Source organism: Paenibacillus sp. JJ-223 (genome assembly GCF_927798175.1).
Taxonomy (GTDB): Bacteria; Bacillota; Bacilli; order Paenibacillales; family Paenibacillaceae; genus Paenibacillus; species Paenibacillus hubeiensis.
Window position 1 is genome coordinate 177,704 of the sequence record NZ_CAKMMP010000011.1, and the last position, 17,868, is coordinate 195,571.

Here is a 17,868-nt window from a genome sequence, read left to right on the forward strand (position 1 = left end):
GAATGATATCCAAACTTTGTAAATATTATATCATGGGTCTTCTAAATTATCTCTATCGTTTTGATGACCTCGCATATGTTCATATTCGGAGCCGACGCAAAAAAGACGGGCAGTCTACGACTGCCCATCTTCATCGAATGCTTTCCCGTTTATGAAGCAGGGATGACAAGCTTTTGCCCGACTTTCAGCGCATGTACGTTCTTGATTTTGTTTGCTGTTGCAATTTTGCGCCAATCCACACCGTACTTCAAGCCGATGCGATACAGGTTGTCCCCTTTTTTCACGACATGGACCACTTTCCCGCTCGCAGGCTTCTCCGGCTCAGGCTTTGGTGTCGGCGTCGGAGCAGGTGCTGGAGCAGGTGTTGGCGTTGGGGCTGGCCCGGCTGTTTCGTTACCTGGTGTCGAAGGCGCCGCTCCTGTCAGTTTCAACCCGTATTCAGCAAAACCGTCCTCGTTAGTACCAATGAAGGACATGGCCGGGTTGGCATCAACCAATGCTTGTGCATCCGGGGAAGAAGCAAATACGACTTCAAGATCGCCAGCTGCTGCAGCCGCTGCATTTGCAGCAGGTTTGATCGGAGCAAGCGACCAGTTGCCGTCCGCCGTAGGGTTAATCGTTTTGTTCTCGCGGATGTAATCGATGATGACTTGGCGGTTCTCGTCCGGGGCAGCCAGCACGATGCGTTTGCCGTCCGGATTCGCAAGCTTGGACGAAGAGGCGCGGTAGTTGTTGGTAGCCACGATGAACTTCTGGTCAGGATCCACCGGCTTGCCGTTGAAGCTCAGGTCTTTGATCCGGCTCGCGGATGCGTTGATTACCGTTGCCTTGCTATCGTATTTTGCAGGCTGCGTCACGTCGATCTGATAGGTTACACCGTCAATCACGTCAAAGTTGTATGTCGGGAAGTCCATGTTGATCAGCTGCTGCTGTCCGCCTTTGGACGGATCGATCTGGTTGAACTGTCCTGCCGACCACTCCAACCATTCTTTCAGCTCGGCGCCGTTGATCAATACGGCATGTACCGTATTTGGATATACGTACAGATCAGCCACATTTTTGATGGCGATGGTGCCCGCAGGAATGTTGGTATAATAAGCCGGGCCTGAACGTCCACCTGCCTTGAATGGCGCTCCTGCGGACAGAACCGGAATATCCTCGTAGTCCGTTCCTTGCAGATGTTTCTCCACATACCATTTCTGAGCATTCGTTACGATCTGGATGGAAGGATCGTCCTGCACCAGAGCAAAGTAACTGTTGATGGGAGCCGTTGTTTCGCCGACCGGGCCGCGAATATATTCAAGTGTGCCCTCATGCTCGTCATGGATGGCATCCAGAATTTTTTCGTCCGCTTCCACCAGCGGTTTTTTGTTCGCCGCATCATAAATCGGACGTGCCTCGGTTGCGGAATCTACGACTTTCCATTTGCCGTCGACTTGTTCCAGATCCAAATCGATGATCCCGAGATGGTCGCCCCAGAATCCCGGCTCAACGGATGGCACGCCATTAATGGTGCCTTTATCGAGATCCACCCCTTTTTTGCCGGCAAAATCGGCGCTCGGGAATACTTTATGGGCATGTCCGAACAGAATGGCATTAATGCCTTCCACCTGGCTCAGGTACAGCACCGAGTTCTCCATCAGATCGGTTTGGGGAATATCCTCGAATCCGGAGTGCGGAATGGCAACGATAATGTCCGCACCCTTCGCCTTCATTTCGGGAATGAATTTTTTGGCCGTAGCCACGATATCCTTGGCAATCACTTTGCCTTCGAGATTTGCGCTGTCCCACTGCATGACCTGTGGCGGCACGAACCCGATCACGCCTACCTTGATCGTATGCTCTTTGCCGTTCTCATCGGTCACCTTCTTGTCCAAAATCTGATAAGGGGTGAAATAGTTTTTGTCGTTCGTCTCGTCATCGTCGCCGTCATCAACGTATACGTTGGCATTGATATAAGGGAAATTGGCTCCCTCCAGCGTCATGTCGAGATAGTCGAGTCCATAGTTGAATTCATGGTTTCCGATGTTGCCCGCATCGTAGTCGAGCAGGTTCATCGCCTTGTATACTGGATGGGTTTCCCCTTGTTTGAGCGGATCGATTTTGGCGACGTAATCGCCAAGCGGATTGCCTTGAATCAAATCGCCGTTGTCGAACAACAGGCTGTTTTTGGCCTCGTCGCGCGCTTTTTTGATCAATGTTGCCGTTTTGGCCAATCCGTACTGGTCTGTCTCTTTATCAGAGTAGTAGTCATAGTTCGCCAAGTTGACGTGAATGTCCGTCGTCTCCATGATGCGCAGTTTGACTTTGGCCGCATCGGCAGCCGATACGGGCACCGGAAATACCGCAAGCACGTTTAATGCAACAAAAGCGGCAGTCAGGCTCGATAACACTTTTTTGTTCCTTTTCAAAATAACCCCTCCCGGTTATGTACATTGAATCAAACCTTCGTTTAATGGGCAAACGAACAGACGCCAAAAGGACAGAATTCATGGCTGTGGGATGCTTTGCTTCCTGGGGCACTGCAATTCGTGATTCAGGTCAGCTAAACTCACATGAATATCTGCTCATATCTGAAGTGCGACGTTTACATTCCAAATCATAACGCAATGCGATGCGGTTGAAAAGCATTATTTTTTACTTTATCCGCACATATCCTCGGAAGTTTACATAATCATGCGTGTTTTCGACATTATACGTCATTACTCTACCTAAAATTAGTTTACATTACACGTAAAATACGTACATTACATTTACTTCACATCGATTCATGCCCTTCCCCAAAAATTGCATAAACAAAACATAAAAAAGCCGCAAAGTCCGAGACCTCACGGCTGTCTTGCCTGGCAGGCATATGTTCTGATTATTGCTCCCAGACTTGATGTTCATGATCCTTGCCTGTGTATTCGATGCGCTGCGGCGTAATATCCAGCACCACGTAATTCGGATCATCCGGTCCGTCGAACCAGGCCTTCAGCTCATCGTTCCAAATCTCCTGACGGAGCTGTTCGTTTTTGGTAACCTCGCAAGTGCCTTCGATCTCGACCACTTCTTTGGTACCGCCCGTTTCATAGCCCAGCAGCAAGCTGACATTTGGATTGTTCTCAAGCTCTTCTACCTTATGGGTACGGCGATTCGTAGCCAGATGGATGTTCAACCCATCATTAAACAGTGCCATGTATCTCGCTTTCGGTTTTCCGTTCTCCACGGTGGAAAAACTGCAATACGGATTGTTTTCCAAAGCGCCTATGATCTGCTGCTCCAATTCGTTTCGGTTCATGATCATGCTCCCTTCCGGATGGTGTATATGATGGAACTCTCACATACTTATAGTGTACCCATCTCACCGGGAGCGAATCCGCTGCAGGTTTAGTTCAAATCGCCCAAATAAATACGTGCCTGCTCAGGGCGTAAAAGCATTTCGCCGATCGTTTTCGGATACAGTCTTACTTGTGGCAAGTCCTCAAGGGGTATCCATTCTACCGCCACTTGGTGATCATCCGGATTGGAACCCGCAAATTCGCTTGCTTCCGGGTCGTTCAGATGACATTTGAAATAAAATTCGACTTGATGTACGTCCTCGTCCCACTCGGCAAATTCGTGGTTTTTGCCGATGTACTCGCGAATATGCAGCAATTCCCCTACCGTCACGGCCTGGCCAATTTCCTCCAAGCATTCCCGTGCAACGGCATCCTTCAGTTCTTCTCCCTTTTCCTGCCCGCCACCGGGGAAAACATATGCCGTTCCGTATTGGTCCTCCAGTTTAATAACCAGAAGCCGCCCGTTCTGTATGATGACCGCTTTGGCCGAATTGCGTATCGGTTTCATTTCCATGTTTCCCTCCTTTGTACTTCTTGTGATCTTTGTTAGTGTTTCATGGCTGTCAAAGTGACCCCTTCGGCTTCAAGAAGATTTCGGATATCCTTGGCAAAAGCAAGAGCCTGCTGGCCGTCGCCATGGATGCAAATCGTTTGCGCTTTGATCGGCACAACCGTCCCGTCCACTGCCAGTACGCTGCCTTCAGTCACCATGCGCAGCACCTGTGCCAAAGCCTCGTCCGACCGATGAATGACCGCTCCGGGCAGCTGCCGCGATCTCAGCGTTCCGTCCGCCTCGTAGGTTCGGTCCGCGAACACCTCGCTAACGCTGCGCACGCCGATCCGATCCGCAGCCTCGATCAACGCGCTGCCGGCCAGGCCGTACAAATACAGTTCCGGCTGCACGCGATATACCGCCTCGGCTACGGCTTCCGCCAATGTAACGTCCGCAGCGGCCATATTGTACAAAGCACCATGCGGCTTGACGTGATGCATGCGACCGCCCCGGGCGCGGACGAAAGCATCCAGCGCGCCGATCTGATAGACCATCATGTCGTACGTCTCCTGCGGCGTAACGTCCATCCGCCTGCGGCCAAAACCTTGAAGATCCGGGAGACCCGGATGGGCCCCGATCGCGACCTGATGCTCCAATGCCAGCTCTACGGTGCTTCGCATCGTTGCCGGATCGCCGGCATGAAAACCGCAAGCAATGTTGGCCGAGGTAATCCAAGGCAGGATGTGTTTATCCGATTCCATCCGATAAATGCCGTAGCTTTCGCCAAGATCGCAGTTGATGTCGACTGCACTCATCGTTCATTCCCCATTTCGCTCATTTTTCGCCGTATCCACATTTCCGCTTGCCGCATGCTTTTCTCCTGATGCAGAAGCAGCTGCTGCGCTTCCTCGTGGGATACCCTTGCAAAGGCAACCCGGTTACCGGGCCTCGCCTGTGCCAACAGCGGCAGGTCTACACGAGCGATCTGGGCGATGACGGGATAACCGCCAACCGTCTGATGATCGGCCATCAGCACGATCGGCTGGCCATCCGGGGGTACCTGAACCGTGCCGTACGCGACGGCTTCGGATAAGCGATCCGCCTTCCGGGCAAGCTCCAGCGCCGCTCCTTTAAGGCGATATCCCATCCGATCCGATTCCGAGGTGACCATGTACCGATCCCGATAGAACTGATGCAAGCTTTCCTCCGTGAATTCCCCATGATCTTTGCCAGGCATAACCCGCAGAACAGGATCGGTGCGATAGCCAGGAATTTCATACTCGGAGAGGCGCCACGAAGGGGCGGCCATGCCTTCCCCCTGCTCTTTGGCGCGTTTAGCCATAACATGCAACAAGGCATGAGCTGCCCCGCTCCCCTCTCTCGTGAACAGCCTGTCGCCTGCACGCAATGGGCGTCCATCCAGACCGCCGAAGCCTGTCTTGAGATCGGTGCTGCGGCTGCCCATCGTCCGTGGGACTTCCACGCCGCCAGCAAAAGCGATGTAACCGCGCATGCCCAAGCGGCAGCTCCCGATTCGCAGCACGCTGTCCTGCCGGATCACAACCGGACGCCAGAGAGGCACCGGCTTTCCGTCTACCATGGCGGACATGTCGGCACCGCACAACGCAATGAGCCGGGTTTCCCGAAACCGGAGCTCTGGACCGCTAAGCGTCATTTCCAGCACGGCAGCCTCACGCGGGTTGCCTACAAGCATGTTCGCTGTCCGGGCAGCAAAGGTATCCATCACCCCACCTGACGGAACGCCATACTTTCGATAACCGGTTCGCCCCTCATCCTGAATGATGGAGAGCATTCCTGGACGAATGACCTCGATGCTCATGGACAGCCCTCCTTCAGAGAAAGGTATTCCTCAAGCGTAATCGGTTGAAAACGGACCCTGTCCCCTGCTGCAAGCAAGCTGGGCGGGGATTGATCAGGCGCAAACAAGGCAAGCGGCGTCCTGCCGATACACTGCCATCCGCCGGGCGTGGCCACGGGATAGATGCCCGTTTGACTGCCGCCGATGCCCACCGTCCCGGCCTCGACGCGAAGTCTTGGCGTCGCCCGTCTCGGTGTGGCGATCCGCTCGGACAAGCCGCCCAGGTATGGGAAACCCGGTGCAAAACCGATCATGTGCACCAAATATTCCGCCGCCGAATGGATCGAAACAACCTCATCGGCATCAAGCCCGTTCACGCTCGCGACGTGCTGCAAATCAGGACCCAGCTCCCCGCCATAACAGACGGGAATCGTCACGATTCGAGACGGCGGCGCCGCATCTTGGTTCTCCGATAAGCCCGATAACTGCTCCAACAACCAGCCGCAGATGGCCTCATAGGGCAGCATCGCCGTCCCCTCCAACAGCTGCGCTGACGCCGCAACCTTTACGGGATCAAAGAACAAAGTGACTGCATTAAAAGACGGAACAACGTCAACGATTCCCATGATTCCCATGACATCCTGTGACTCCAGCAAGGCACACACAGACATCACCCGATGGTGGACTTCTTCGGAAATGATATCCCCGCAGCGAATCACGACGCCGGATTCGCCAAGCGGAGATAAGGTTTCCTTCGTCCATATGTACGACCGATCAGCCATGCGAGCCCTCCTTCACCCACTCCTCAACAGTTCCCATTGTCCTCTCAGTGCGACTGCATCCGTAGATTATTCGTCCTTGGACGGGACCAGGTGCGCGCTGCAATTGTACAGCTCGCATTGCCAACCTCTTTGCCCCGTCATGATTCGGGTAATCGAAGTGTTGGACAGTTTGGCGCTAACATCCAGATCGGGCACGAGACCGCGCAGCGTATTGCGTAAAATCGCTCCATGGCTAACGACCAATACCTTCCCGTCCGGATGCTCGCGCGATATTTCCTCCAACACTTCGGAGCCTCTTGCCGTCCCGGCCTCGGGTGCTTCTTTGCCCAAATCCAGGGTGCTCCAATCCGCTCCCCACTTTGCAACGCGCTCTTCCTCCGTCGTGCCTTCCACCTGTCCGCCGCCCATTTCGCGCAGCCGCGCGTCCAAATGAATCTCCTGAATGCCCAGGCGCTCCGCAATGATTCGGGCCGTCTCACTGGCGCGCTTCAGGTCGCTGGCATAGATGGCATCCCAATGTTCTCCGCTAAGCCGCTCGGCGAGCAATTTCGCCTGCTCTCTTCCTTCATCGTCAAGCAGGTTGTCCGTCTGGCCCTGAGAACGTTTCTCCTTGTTCCATGCCGTGCTTCCGTGGCGAATCAATGCAAAATGTGTCATCCCTTTTCCTTCCTTTCTGTTCCCACCCGAAACGGATGGATGATCATCTTCAGATGTTATTGACGAATCACAGCCCCAAGCTATAGCTCATCCTCGGTGAAATGCCGTCGCGCCTTTGGTTTGGCGAATTTGCCGCCATTATAATCGGCAGAAGCGTTTCTAGGGATGGACAGGCTGTCCCAAGGCGTCTCCTTGATCATTTTGGCAGCATAGACTATTTGCCCGACATGATAGGGATAATGCGCGAGTTGACGGATAATGGCCTCCATGACGGTATGACCTTCATTGCGAATATATATGATGCGTTCCAAATCCTCGGCCGCAAAGGCACGAAGCGCGGACAAAAGGCACTGCCACCCTTCCTCCCATTTGTCCATCAGCTCTTCGCGCGTGGATATGTCGTTGACGAACTCGGCGTCGCGCTCGCGCCATGGCTTTTCGCCATCGGAATTCAGCACGTCTGTCCAGCGGGACAGCATGTTTCCCCATAGATGCTTCACAATGACTCCGATGCTGTTCGTATCCTCATGCCACGACTGAAAGAGCTGTTCTGTCTCCAATTGGGCCATCGCTTTTTCGCCGAGCTGTTTATAATACAAAAACTGTTTTTCCGCCGTCTCCAGAAACATTCGGTTCGTATCCACGCCCGCCGCACCCTCTCCATGTTTTCGTCAAATCAGGCCATCATCATCTATTCTTTATCTTCCAATTATTCCGATACAGGAAATGCAAACGTCCCGTCTTCGTTCGGACCGAACGGAATCACTTTCTGCACGGCATCCAGGTTCAGCTCCCCGTATATATGCGGGAACAGTTCATTCAAATCGTATAGGTCCTCATAAACCAATTCCGGCTTCAATGCTTTTTCGTCAATGCCCAGCAGCACCAGATCGGTACGCCCGGCATAATACTGCGATGCCACCCACGGAATCTGTTCTTTGGTGGAGCAATGGATAAACCCCTCTTTTTGCAAGCTTTCCGGTGCGTACACTTCTGCTTTCGACACCTCTTCCCACGCTGCGCGGGAAATAATGCTGTATATCATACTTGACCCTCCCCCCATGATTCGAAAATCGTTCGATGTCTTGCATCCGCTTTCGAATATTATAGATCATCCCGGATGCGTGCGTACAATTTCTGATCGGTGAACACGCCTTTAATCTTCAACTGTTTGCGCAGTAAACCTTCATACGACATGCCGAGTTTCTCCATCACCCGGGCCGAACCGATATTGCCCGCATTGCACCTGCCTGCCAATCTGTTGCAATCCAGCTCGCGAAAGCAATAGTTCACAACAGGCTGCATCGCTTCGGAGGCCACGCCCATATTCCAGTACCTGCTCGATATCGCGTATCCCAATTCGGCGCTCTGCATCGATTCGTTCATGTCGAATACGCCCCCGCGCCCAATCAGTTCCCCGGTGTCCTTCCAAATGAAGGCCCAAATGTACACAGTCTGCTGTTCATATTGATCCAGTACCCGCCGAATATATCCGACCGAATCATCTATGGTCTCATGACAGTTCCAGAGGCTGTGCTGGCTGACGAGCGGATCGGAGGCAAACGCAAAATATTCAGGCACATCCTCCAAGGTCAGACGTCTCAACCGCAAACGTTCTGTCTCGAATTCGGGCGATTCGGAAAATAATTTGTCGACATTCATGTTCATTTCCTCCTGACGAATCCGTTTCAAAAGAACCACTCTTGCCGCATCTCTTTCAACGCTCGGTTTCGGCCTTTAACACATATCGATCTACAAACCAAGCTCCTAATATCCCCACGGCGTAACGCATGAGATCCATGACCAAAAAACCCCGGCCCAACACAAGTGCCCCTAGCGTCGTCGAACGAATTTCGTTCAACCACGGGACCTGGATGAGCTGCGAGCATTCGATGAACCAACTTAACAGCAATCCGGCAAAGGCTGACCATCCCTTGCTCCACGACGTGAATATTAGGCGTATTCCAAAATAAATCATAGCTGCCCATAAGGCATCCCCGGCATGTTCTCGCAGAAATGCGGGCAAAACCTCGCCATAGGCCCTGGAGGCATACCCGGCAGACATCGCCAGCAATGTCACGGACAAATACAACAGTTTGCCTCTTAAACGACTGGCGTACCTCTGCTTATGCATTGTCATGATTGTATTTCAACCCGTATCATATGGATTTCCCCCAGGCTTGAGTTCGATTCCACGATCGATGCATCTTTCATGTATCTTTCTCCCATCGTACAAAAGGATACAAAAAAAGGGCGTTGCCAGCGCCCTTCAACATTCCATTTTTTAACATTATACCACTAAAACCAGAACCAAGCTTGCTATTTTACCGTCACCGGAATCGTAAGTTTTTTGTTGTTCCATTTGACGACCACGGAAGCCTTGCCTTTGCCAACGGCCTGGATTTTGCCATTCGAAACCGTGACCACGCTTGGCTTATTGCTGCTCCATACCGCGTCACTCGTTACCAAGGCGGTCTTTCCTGTGTCATACTGGGCCATAACGCTCACCGTTGCTGTGCCCTGAGGAGACAAGACCAGCTTTTTGGTGCTGCTGATCAGCTTTTTGAGCAGAGGCACCACGGTCACTTCCGTTTTGACGGTCTGATTCTGGTACACGCCCGTCAATGTAGCCTTGCCTTCTGTCAGCGTTTTGACCGTGCCATTTTTGACCGTGGCCACACTAGGGTTAGACGATGTCCAGGTCACTTGCTTCGACAAGTTCACCGTTTTGCCGTTCTCATAGGTACCGATGACCTTAAGAGCTTTGGACTTCTTGATGTTCATCTGGATGGCCGATGGCGTAACCTCCACCTTGGCGATGATATCGGTAATCGCTACAGGGACTTTGACCGTGGTTGAGCCGTATTTTCCTTGCAGCAGCACGCGTCCCGGTTCCACCCCTTTGATTTTCCCATTTTCCACGACGGCGGATGGCTTGGAAACTGTCCAGACGATTTGGGAAGTGACGTCCTCTTCTTTACCGCTCGTTCGCACGATCGTTACTTTGGGCAATGCGCTCTCCTTGCCTTTGACAAAATTATAAGAGCTCGGCGATGCCTTGATCTTTTTGATTTTCTCCTGTACCTGCACGGCAAACTGCGCTTTCTCGTTATCCACCTGGGCGACGATGGTCGCTTCTCCCGCACCTACGGCTTTGATCTTGCCTTTCGTTACGGTAGCGACTTTGGCATTGCTCGACGACCATGTCACGCCAGCCGTGACGTCCTGCTCGTTATCGAATCCTTCCACCACCGCCATCACTTTCAACGAGGCCGTTTCGGAAACGCTCATTTTATCCGTATTACTTACAATTTTAATGGATGTGATATCTCCTGCGGCCGCCATGGCCAGCGATGGAATCAGCGCAACGCACGCCACGATCAAGGCTAGGGTTGCCTTGAATCCTGCTCTTAAACCTTTCATGCCCATCTTCATCTCCCATAATCCAGTATTTTACTCCTATTATAGTATATCGGAAATGGTATGCCCAGAAATGAATACTATAACTGAAGAAATTCGGATAACAGGACCATTCGACATGTTTTGTTATTTTTCTGCTTCCGGCAGCTTCAGGTATTCCAATCCCCCCATATAGGGCCGAAGCGCTGCCGGAATGCGTATGCTCCCGTCCTCCAATTGGTGATTCTCCAAAAGCGGGATCAATATGCGCGGCGATGCCACTGCCGTATTGTTAAGGGTATGGCAATAGACCAGCTTGCCTTCTGCGTTACGACAACGGATGTTGGAGCGCCGGGCCTGGAAGTCGTGCAGGTTCGACGACGAATGCGTTTCTCCATAGGCTCCGCGGCTGGGCATCCATGTCTCGATATCGTACTGTTTATAGGTTTTCTGCGACATGTCTCCGATGCACACGGCAACCACGCGATACGGAAGCTCCAGCAGCTGCAGCAGTTCCTCCGCATGTCCGGTGATCTCCTGCAGCATTCGTTCCGATTCGTCCGCATCCGGCGCACAGATAATGACCTGTTCTACCTTGGAAAACTGGTGCACCCGATACAGTCCCCGCACATCCCTGCCGCCCGATCCAACCTCGCTGCGGAAACAGGTGGACATGGCGGCCAATCGGATCGGTTCCGCTACATCCACGACTTCATCCATATAATAAGAAACAAGCGGCACCTCCGAAGTCCCTACCAACCATTTGTTCTCGCCCTCAAGCTCATATACCTGATCCCGCCCTGTGGGGAAGAAGCCCGTGTTAACCAGCGCTTCCTCCCTCACCATCAGCGGCACTTCCATCGGCGTGAAGCCTTTCTTCAATAATAGGTCGAGGGCTAACTGTTGTACGGCCCGATGCAAAAGCAAACCTGCCGCTTTCAATACATAACTGCGAGTGCCGCCGATTTTTACGCCTCGGGCAATGTCGATCATGTCATGCATTTCACCCAGCTCAACATGATCCTTCGCATCGTAATCGAATTTCGTAATCTCACCGACACGCCGCACTTCAACGTTATCTTCATCCGATGCTCCTGCCGGCGTATCCGGCGACACCACGTTCGGCACCAGCCACTGCAGTCTCGTTACCTCCTCCTGCACGTCGGCAAGCCTGGTCTCATTCTGCTGGAGCTTGTCGTTAAGCTCCTTTACGCGTGTCCGCAGCTCTTCCGCCTGTGCCCGATCTCCAGCCTGCATCAGCTTGCCAATCTCTGCCGACCAGGCGTTCCGCAAGCGGCGCCCTTCCTCCGTTTCCTGCAAAAGCCTTCTTCTTTCCTCGTCCAGCGTGAGCAGCTCGCGAACCGAAACCTTGATTTTTTTGCCGTCCGCGGCCGCCTGAACCTCATCAGCATGCGCACGAATCCATTTCATATCCAACATGTACACCGTCTCCTTTGGGCTATAAAAATGCAAAGAGCGCCCTCATCCCTTGGGACGAGGAGCGCTCTGCTCGCGGTGCCACCCAACTTGCCGGGACAGGTAATCCTGTGTCCAGCCTCTTGGTCCGCGATAACGGGCGGTTCCGGTTAACTTGGGGAATGGGTTCGCTCCCCTGGCGAAAACGCCTCCGAGTTGGATGCTCTTCAACGGCATAGTTCCGATCTGCAATTGTTGACAATGATTATATATGAAATGCTCCCCCATTCGCAAGAGCTTCATTCATTATGTTTTCAAACGACCATTGCCCAGGAAATAAGACAGATCGGTCAAGCGCTGACTTTGCTTCTGGCCACCACATTGCCAAATACAGCCCGAACGATCGGCCCCACCACCAGAAGCTGTGCCGGAAGTGCCAGCAAGAAGTTATGGCCGATCGCCGAACCATAGCTTCGCAGGATGGAACGACCTCCAAGTCCATTGGTGAAGTAGGATGTCATTACACCATAGAAAGACATGACCAACACCATGCCGACCACCATAAAAAACGAGAGCGTCAACACGGCCACCAATTTGTTCGACTTGTCGAACGGCAGGGAAAACGCTACTTTTTTCGCCACAGGACCTACCAATATCGATTCAACCGCAAAAGCGACCACAAAACAGATCACAAACTGCAGCAGAATCTCCATCAAAGACAATTTCCCGATCATTCCGCTGTTATACAGATTAAACAACAGCATGATCGTGACCATGCCGAAGCACATCATTAATCCGAACACCACTTGTTCTCTTTTCGTTGTTGGCAATGTACTCATCCTTTCTGTTCATTTGATCATTATAGAGATCACGTTATGCCCTTCATAAGTGAACAAATTGTGAACTTTTCTATACATTTATAGAAACTGTACTAATCAATCACACTAGGCCACTACGAGTGCAGTACCATCTTCCGATCGCTGTTATCCCCAGATTTTTTGAATCCCCTTTTTCAAGGGGAAAATCCGGTGATAAACGCGAACGCTTTCGCTTCTTCAGATTGGTTCTTCCTCTCCGTTCACGTGTATTATGTTTTTTCGCTTTTATAAATCTTTATTTTCAATGTAAGTATGTTCATTCCGCCGCTCCAATTCCAACTTGACAGCTTGGATTTTCACATCTATTCTATTTCTAAAATGCTAATGGCGAATTATCTGCCCCGGGAGGTATGTTCATATGGCTTTTCAAAAACGCGTCGACCACGTCGGAATCTCCGTTCGCGATCTGGAAACAACGCTCCGCTTCTATACCGAGATTGTCGGTCTGGAACTGAAGGGACGGTTGACTCACACCAACGGTGTCATTCAGCTGGCATTTCTCGGTTTTAACGGGAGCGACGAGACCGAGATCGAGCTGATTCAGGGGTATAGCGACAAGCTGCCATCCGAAGGAACGGTGCACCACTTTGCCATCCATGTGGAGGACATCGAAGCGGAATACCGACGCATTCAGGCAACGGATGCAGAGTTCATCGATGGGGAGATTGTAACCTTGCCGAACGGATATCGTTACTTCTTCATCTATGGACCTGAAAAAGAATGGATTGAATTTTTCCAACGGTAATCCCGGTCGTCCCTCCAATTCCTTACTGGACACAATCCGGACTCTTGCCTATAATTACTGTGATAGCAACGCCCGTAACTTCATAGCTTCCCAGGGGTGTCGGAATTGGCCGGCTGAGAGTGTATCCCATAAGATACTGACCCTTAGACCTGATCTGGATCATGCCAGCGTAGGAATCGGAGTATATTGACCAAGGCACAGCCCCAAGGCTGGTGGCCATTCTCTAACGCCTGCATGCGTCCCGAATAACGGGGCGCTTTTTTGTTAATATCAGAACGTGTGGACCGCGATGCAATTCCCCTGATATGGCATTCTTAATCAGATGTTGTGGACATGAAGCCAAGGAGTACCCGTGCCGATGGCCGGACAATATGAAGGAGAGAAAAAGAAATGAAATGGCGCAAAATGATGGGCCTGATGCTCCTGTGCATCACCCTCGTAACCGTTGCCGCATGCGGCGGCAAGGAAGCGGCACCTGCCGGCGAGAACGGCAGCAGCACGGAAAAGGCAAGCGAAGGCGGCAATGCCGCACTGAAAGACGTTAAGGTGGTGCTCGATTGGACGCCGAATACGAACCATACCGGCCTGTACGCTGCGGTGGATCAAGGCTTTTACAAAGCCGAGGGACTTAACGTCGAAATCGTGCAGCCTGGCGCAGGCGGAGCGGACACGATGGTAGCCTCGAACGAGGTCCCTTTTGGCGTCAGTTACCAGGAGAGCGTAACCCAAGCGCGCACGCAAAACGTACCGCTCGTATCCATCGCCGCGGTCATTCAGCACAACACGTCCGGCTTTGCCGCTCCGGTGGACCGGAATATCAAATCGCCCAAAGACTTTGAAGGCAAATCGTATGGAGGCTGGGGCTCTCCGGTAGAAGAAGCCGTCATGCAATCGATTATGGAAGGCGAAGGCGCCGACGTCTCCAAGGTGAAAAACATCAATATGGGCGATGCCGATTTCTTCACTGCCGTGAAACGCGACATCGACTTTGCCTGGATCTTCTATGCGTGGACCGGGATTGAAGCACAGCTGCGGAATGAACCGATCGACATGCTGTACGTCAAGGATTACTCCGAAGCGCTCGACTATTACACGCCTGTGCTCGTAACCAACGAAACGACGATTCAGAATGATCCGGAGCTGGTTAAAGCGTTCATGAAAGCGACATCCGAAGGATATCAATATGCGATCGATCACCCGGAGGAGGCTGCCAACATTTTGCTGAAGGCCGTTCCGGACCTCGACAAGGATTTAGTACTCGCCAGCCAGAAGTGGCTCAGCCCGAAATATCAGGACGATGCCGCACGTTGGGGCGAACAGAAAAAGGAAGTTTGGCAAAATTACGCAGACTGGATGTTCAGCAAAAAACTGCTCGACCAGCAAGTCGACGTTTCCAAAGCGTATACGAACGAATTTTTACCACAATAACGAGCAACGATATAACGAAATCGGAAGGAGCCGTGAATGGACATGGCCAGCACACTGCTTAGCATACAAGTGATTCCCAAAACGCCGAACGGCGAAAACTCTTATCCTTACGTCGATCGCGCGATCGAAGTCATTCAACAATCCGGTGTCAAATATCAAGTAAACCCGCTGGAAACGACCATGGAAGGCGAACTTGAGGAGCTGCTGCAGATCGTGCGCAAAATGCACGAAGCACTCGTGGAGGCCGGCAGCCCAAGCATCATTTCCCAGATCAAAATTGCCCATAGCCCTGACGGGTTCAGCATGGATGCCCTGACGGAGAAATATCGCTAATGAATTCATACTGGAAAAGCGTATGGCCGCCCTTCGTGGCGGTTATTCTCTTTATCGCGTTATGGCAGGGAGCCGTATCCCTGTTCCATATTGAAAAGTGGATGCTTCCCGCACCCTCGGACATCGCCCGCGAAGCGGCATCTCAAGCCGATCGCCTCGGCATGCATGCTTGGGCTACCATCCAGCTTACCCTGATCGGCTTCGCTGCCGGCACGGCCGTCGGATTGCTGATCGCGATGGTGCTGCATCTTATTCCTTTGCTCAAACAGGCGTTATACCCTTTGCTTATTTTAAGTCAAAACATACCCACCATCGCGCTGGCTCCGCTCCTGCTGATCTGGTTCGGCTTCGGGCTGCTGCCCAAGCTGATCACGATCGTTCTCGTCTGTTTCTTCCCGGTCGCCGTAGCGGCCATGGACGGGTTAACGCGCACGGATGCGGCCATGATGAATTACATGCGCATGGCCGGTGCATCGCGCCGCCACATCTTCTGGAAGCTGGAGCTGCCGCATGCGCTGCCCTCCATCTTCTCCGGCGTGAAGATTGCCGCCACGTACAGCGTTATGGGCGCCATCATCGCAGAATGGATCGGCGCCGACAAGGGCATCGGTTATTACATGATGCTGCAGAAGTCCGCTTACCGGACAGATCGATTATTCGTCGCCATCATGATCATCGTGGCGCTGAGCCTGCTGCTCTTCCTGCTCATTGCCTTGCTGGAGAAGCTGCTCGTTAAATGGCGGCCGCAGAAGCGCTAACCCGACATTGAACCAAGGAAGTGAATACGACATGAATCATACCGGTTCTCCGGCAACACCAGCGGCTGCCCCAGCTATGCAGGCAAGCGAAGCGGGGGCGGCTCACTCTGACAGCACGGCACCGACATCGGCAACGGCGCCTGCGCTCAACGTCAGGAACGTGCACGCCTCCTTCCGCGAGCGGCGAAGCAAGCTGCCGGTGCTTAACGATATTTCCCTGACTGTGGGGCAAGGCGAATTCGTGGCACTCGTCGGACCGTCCGGCTGCGGCAAAAGCACCCTGTTCCATATCATCGGCGGGCTGCTGAAGCCGCAGCAGGGGGAGATCTGGATGAACGGCGAGAACGTGACCGGCCAACGCGGCAAGATCAGCTACATGCCGCAGCAACCTGCGCTCTTCCCGTGGCGCACCATCGAAGAGAACGTGCTGCTTGCGGGCGAAGTGTCTCCATCGGCCCAGCCGCGGCAAACCGCGCTTGCCGAAGCGCGCCAATGGCTGGAGAGCGTCGGCCTCGGCGGCTTCGAGCAGGCATACCCGCACATGCTGTCCGGCGGAATGCAGCAGCGCGCCGCGTTCCTGCGGGCGCTGCTCAGTCCCCAGGAGCTGATGCTGCTCGACGAGCCGTTCAGCGCGCTCGACGCCTTGACGCGCAGCGACATGCAGCGCTGGCTGCTCGACATATGGGAGCTGAACCGCCGCTCGGTGCTGCTCATCACCCATAATATCGAAGAAGCGCTGCTGCTCGCCGATCGCGTCTACGTGCTCTCGAATCGGCCCGCAACGGTGATGCACGAAGTCCATGTTCCTTTTGAGCGGCCCCGTCAAGAAACGATCGCCGATCTGCCGGCATTCCTGGAGCGCAAACGGCAAATCTCCGAGTGGATGAAGCAAGAACAAAAGAAGGCCCGTCTATCCTGAGATAGCGGGCTTAAATCATGCAGAAGGAGCGTCTCTCCATGAAAATGCCAACCCATGTCCCCTTCATCGATGCCCATCTTCATCTGGATCAATACACCCCGGCCGAACAGCAGGACATGCTTCGCTCCTTGCCTTCGCACCAGGTTGAAGCGGTCATCGCCGTCTCCATGCACCTTGCCTCCTCGCAGGCCACGATGGACCTGGCGGCCAGACATCCGCATGCTGTCTTTCCGGCCATCGGATTCCACCCGGAGCAGCCTCTACCTTCGCCGTCGGAAGCGGAGCAGCTGTTCGACTGGATCGAGCGCCGCATCGATCAGGCCGTTGCCATCGGCGAAGTAGGGCTTCCCTATTACAGCCGCCAGGAGGCGGAGCAAGCAGGGAAACCTTGGGACCAATCCGGCTACGTTTTGCTGCTCGAACGTTTCGTTCGGCTCGCCAAAAAGCACGACAAACCGATCGTGCTGCATGCCGTGTACGAAGATGCCGATGTGGCTTGCGACCTGCTGGAGCAGTACCAAGTAAACAAGGCTCACTTCCATTGGTTCAAAGGCTCGCCGGAAACGATCCGGCGTATGGCGGACAACGGATACTACGTCTCTTTCACACCGGATATCGTATATGAAGAGGAGATTCAAGCACTGGCAAGGGTGTATCCTCCAGGACAGATCATGGCCGAAACGGACGGGCCCTGGCCGTTCGAGGGCCCTTTTGCAGGCAGGATGACGCATCCAGCCATGACAAGCCGCGTCGTTCAGGCGTGGTGCGAGATTACGGGAACGAAGCCGGAGGCGGCAGTACGCATTTTCTACGAAAATACGAAGCGCTTCTATCGTTTACCCTGAAAAAGGACCCCTAATTGGATGATCCAAGCCACTAGAGCAGGTCATATCTTCTACGCAAAAGAAGCCAGTCCACGAG

General features: G+C 53.2%; 20 protein-coding genes and 1 riboswitch. Of the genes, 6 read left to right on the top strand and 14 right to left on the bottom strand.

What is annotated here, in order from left to right:
- Nucleotides 1-149: 149 nt before the first annotated feature.
- From L6H98_RS19690 to L6H98_RS19755, 14 genes are all read right to left on the bottom strand, one after another.
- Complete coding sequence (locus L6H98_RS19690; RefSeq protein WP_236417778.1) at nucleotides 150-2,354, bottom strand: bifunctional 2',3'-cyclic-nucleotide 2'-phosphodiesterase/3'-nucleotidase; 2,205 nt, start codon at nucleotides 2,352-2,354, stop codon at nucleotides 150-152.
- A 509-nt stretch (nucleotides 2,355-2,863) separates the two neighbouring features.
- Nucleotides 2,864-3,280: a pyridoxamine 5'-phosphate oxidase family protein gene (locus L6H98_RS19695; RefSeq protein WP_236417621.1), complete on the bottom strand. Its 417-nt coding sequence runs from the start codon at nucleotides 3,278-3,280 to the stop codon at nucleotides 2,864-2,866.
- Between the two features lie 89 nt (nucleotides 3,281-3,369).
- Nucleotides 3,370-3,828: an NUDIX domain-containing protein gene (locus L6H98_RS19700; protein ID WP_236417783.1), complete on the bottom strand. Its 459-nt coding sequence runs from the start codon at nucleotides 3,826-3,828 to the stop codon at nucleotides 3,370-3,372.
- A gap of 38 nt (nucleotides 3,829-3,866) precedes the next feature.
- Nucleotides 3,867-4,628, bottom strand: a complete 762-nt coding sequence (locus L6H98_RS19705; RefSeq protein WP_236417624.1) for a 5-oxoprolinase subunit PxpA — start codon at nucleotides 4,626-4,628, stop codon at nucleotides 3,867-3,869.
- A complete protein-coding gene (locus L6H98_RS19710; protein ID WP_236417625.1) occupies nucleotides 4,625-5,653 on the bottom strand; it encodes a biotin-dependent carboxyltransferase family protein in 1,029 nt (342 codons plus the stop codon). The genes L6H98_RS19705 and L6H98_RS19710 overlap by 4 nt, the downstream gene beginning before the upstream one ends.
- Nucleotides 5,650-6,414 carry a 5-oxoprolinase subunit PxpB gene (gene pxpB, locus L6H98_RS19715; RefSeq protein ID WP_236417628.1) on the bottom strand — a complete coding sequence of 255 codons (765 nt, stop codon included), beginning with the start codon at nucleotides 6,412-6,414 and terminating at the stop codon, nucleotides 5,650-5,652. The genes L6H98_RS19710 and pxpB overlap by 4 nt, the downstream gene beginning before the upstream one ends.
- 66 nt (nucleotides 6,415-6,480) lie before the next feature.
- Nucleotides 6,481-7,071, bottom strand: coding sequence for a histidine phosphatase family protein (locus L6H98_RS19720; RefSeq protein ID WP_236417635.1), 591 nt, complete (start codon nucleotides 7,069-7,071; stop codon nucleotides 6,481-6,483).
- Between the two features lie 80 nt (nucleotides 7,072-7,151).
- Nucleotides 7,152-7,700, bottom strand: a complete 549-nt coding sequence (locus tag L6H98_RS19725) for a DUF1572 family protein (RefSeq protein ID WP_356723713.1) — start codon at nucleotides 7,698-7,700, stop codon at nucleotides 7,152-7,154.
- Between the two features lie 80 nt (nucleotides 7,701-7,780).
- Nucleotides 7,781-8,116: a DUF952 domain-containing protein gene (locus L6H98_RS19730; RefSeq protein ID WP_236417639.1), complete on the bottom strand. Its 336-nt coding sequence runs from the start codon at nucleotides 8,114-8,116 to the stop codon at nucleotides 7,781-7,783.
- Between the two features lie 59 nt (nucleotides 8,117-8,175).
- Entirely contained in the window at nucleotides 8,176-8,733 is a 558-nt protein-coding gene (locus tag L6H98_RS19735; protein WP_236417641.1) for a GNAT family N-acetyltransferase, read from the bottom strand.
- A gap of 55 nt (nucleotides 8,734-8,788) precedes the next feature.
- Nucleotides 8,789-9,211 (bottom strand): DUF2809 domain-containing protein, encoded by a 423-nt coding sequence (locus tag L6H98_RS19740; protein WP_236417643.1) that lies wholly within the window; start codon nucleotides 9,209-9,211, stop codon nucleotides 8,789-8,791.
- Nucleotides 9,212-9,390: 179 nt separating this feature from the next.
- On the bottom strand, nucleotides 9,391-10,494 hold the full coding sequence (locus L6H98_RS19745) for an Ig-like domain-containing protein (RefSeq protein WP_236417645.1): 1,104 nt from the start codon (nucleotides 10,492-10,494) through the stop codon (nucleotides 9,391-9,393).
- A 123-nt stretch (nucleotides 10,495-10,617) separates the two neighbouring features.
- Entirely contained in the window at nucleotides 10,618-11,910 is a 1,293-nt protein-coding gene (serS, locus tag L6H98_RS19750) for a serine--tRNA ligase (protein WP_236417650.1), read from the bottom strand.
- Between the two features lie 326 nt (nucleotides 11,911-12,236).
- Entirely contained in the window at nucleotides 12,237-12,716 is a 480-nt protein-coding gene (locus L6H98_RS19755; RefSeq protein WP_236417651.1) for a hypothetical protein, read from the bottom strand.
- 406 nt (nucleotides 12,717-13,122) lie between these two features.
- Here L6H98_RS19755 and L6H98_RS19760 point away from each other — a divergent pair, with 406 nt between their 5' ends.
- The 6 genes from L6H98_RS19760 (at nucleotide 13,123) to L6H98_RS19785 (ending at nucleotide 17,792) form a co-directional block, all read left to right on the top strand.
- Nucleotides 13,123-13,509, top strand: coding sequence for a VOC family protein (locus tag L6H98_RS19760; protein WP_236417652.1), 387 nt, complete (start codon nucleotides 13,123-13,125; stop codon nucleotides 13,507-13,509).
- 82 nt (nucleotides 13,510-13,591) lie between these two features.
- Nucleotides 13,592-13,703: riboswitch (TPP riboswitch) on the top strand.
- Between the two features lie 196 nt (nucleotides 13,704-13,899).
- Nucleotides 13,900-14,937, top strand: a complete 1,038-nt coding sequence (locus L6H98_RS19765) for an ABC transporter substrate-binding protein (RefSeq protein WP_236417654.1) — start codon at nucleotides 13,900-13,902, stop codon at nucleotides 14,935-14,937.
- 42 nt (nucleotides 14,938-14,979) lie between these two features.
- On the top strand, nucleotides 14,980-15,270 hold the full coding sequence (locus L6H98_RS19770) for an MTH1187 family thiamine-binding protein (protein ID WP_236417656.1): 291 nt from the start codon (nucleotides 14,980-14,982) through the stop codon (nucleotides 15,268-15,270).
- On the top strand, nucleotides 15,270-16,028 hold the full coding sequence (locus L6H98_RS19775) for an ABC transporter permease (RefSeq protein ID WP_236417657.1): 759 nt from the start codon (nucleotides 15,270-15,272) through the stop codon (nucleotides 16,026-16,028). The genes L6H98_RS19770 and L6H98_RS19775 overlap by 1 nt, the downstream gene beginning before the upstream one ends.
- Before the next feature lie 31 nt (nucleotides 16,029-16,059).
- Nucleotides 16,060-16,947 carry an ABC transporter ATP-binding protein gene (locus L6H98_RS19780; protein ID WP_236417658.1) on the top strand — a complete coding sequence of 296 codons (888 nt, stop codon included), beginning with the start codon at nucleotides 16,060-16,062 and terminating at the stop codon, nucleotides 16,945-16,947.
- A 38-nt stretch (nucleotides 16,948-16,985) separates the two neighbouring features.
- Nucleotides 16,986-17,792, top strand: a complete 807-nt coding sequence (locus tag L6H98_RS19785) for a TatD family hydrolase (RefSeq protein ID WP_236417659.1) — start codon at nucleotides 16,986-16,988, stop codon at nucleotides 17,790-17,792.
- Nucleotides 17,793-17,868: the final 76 nt, after the last annotated feature.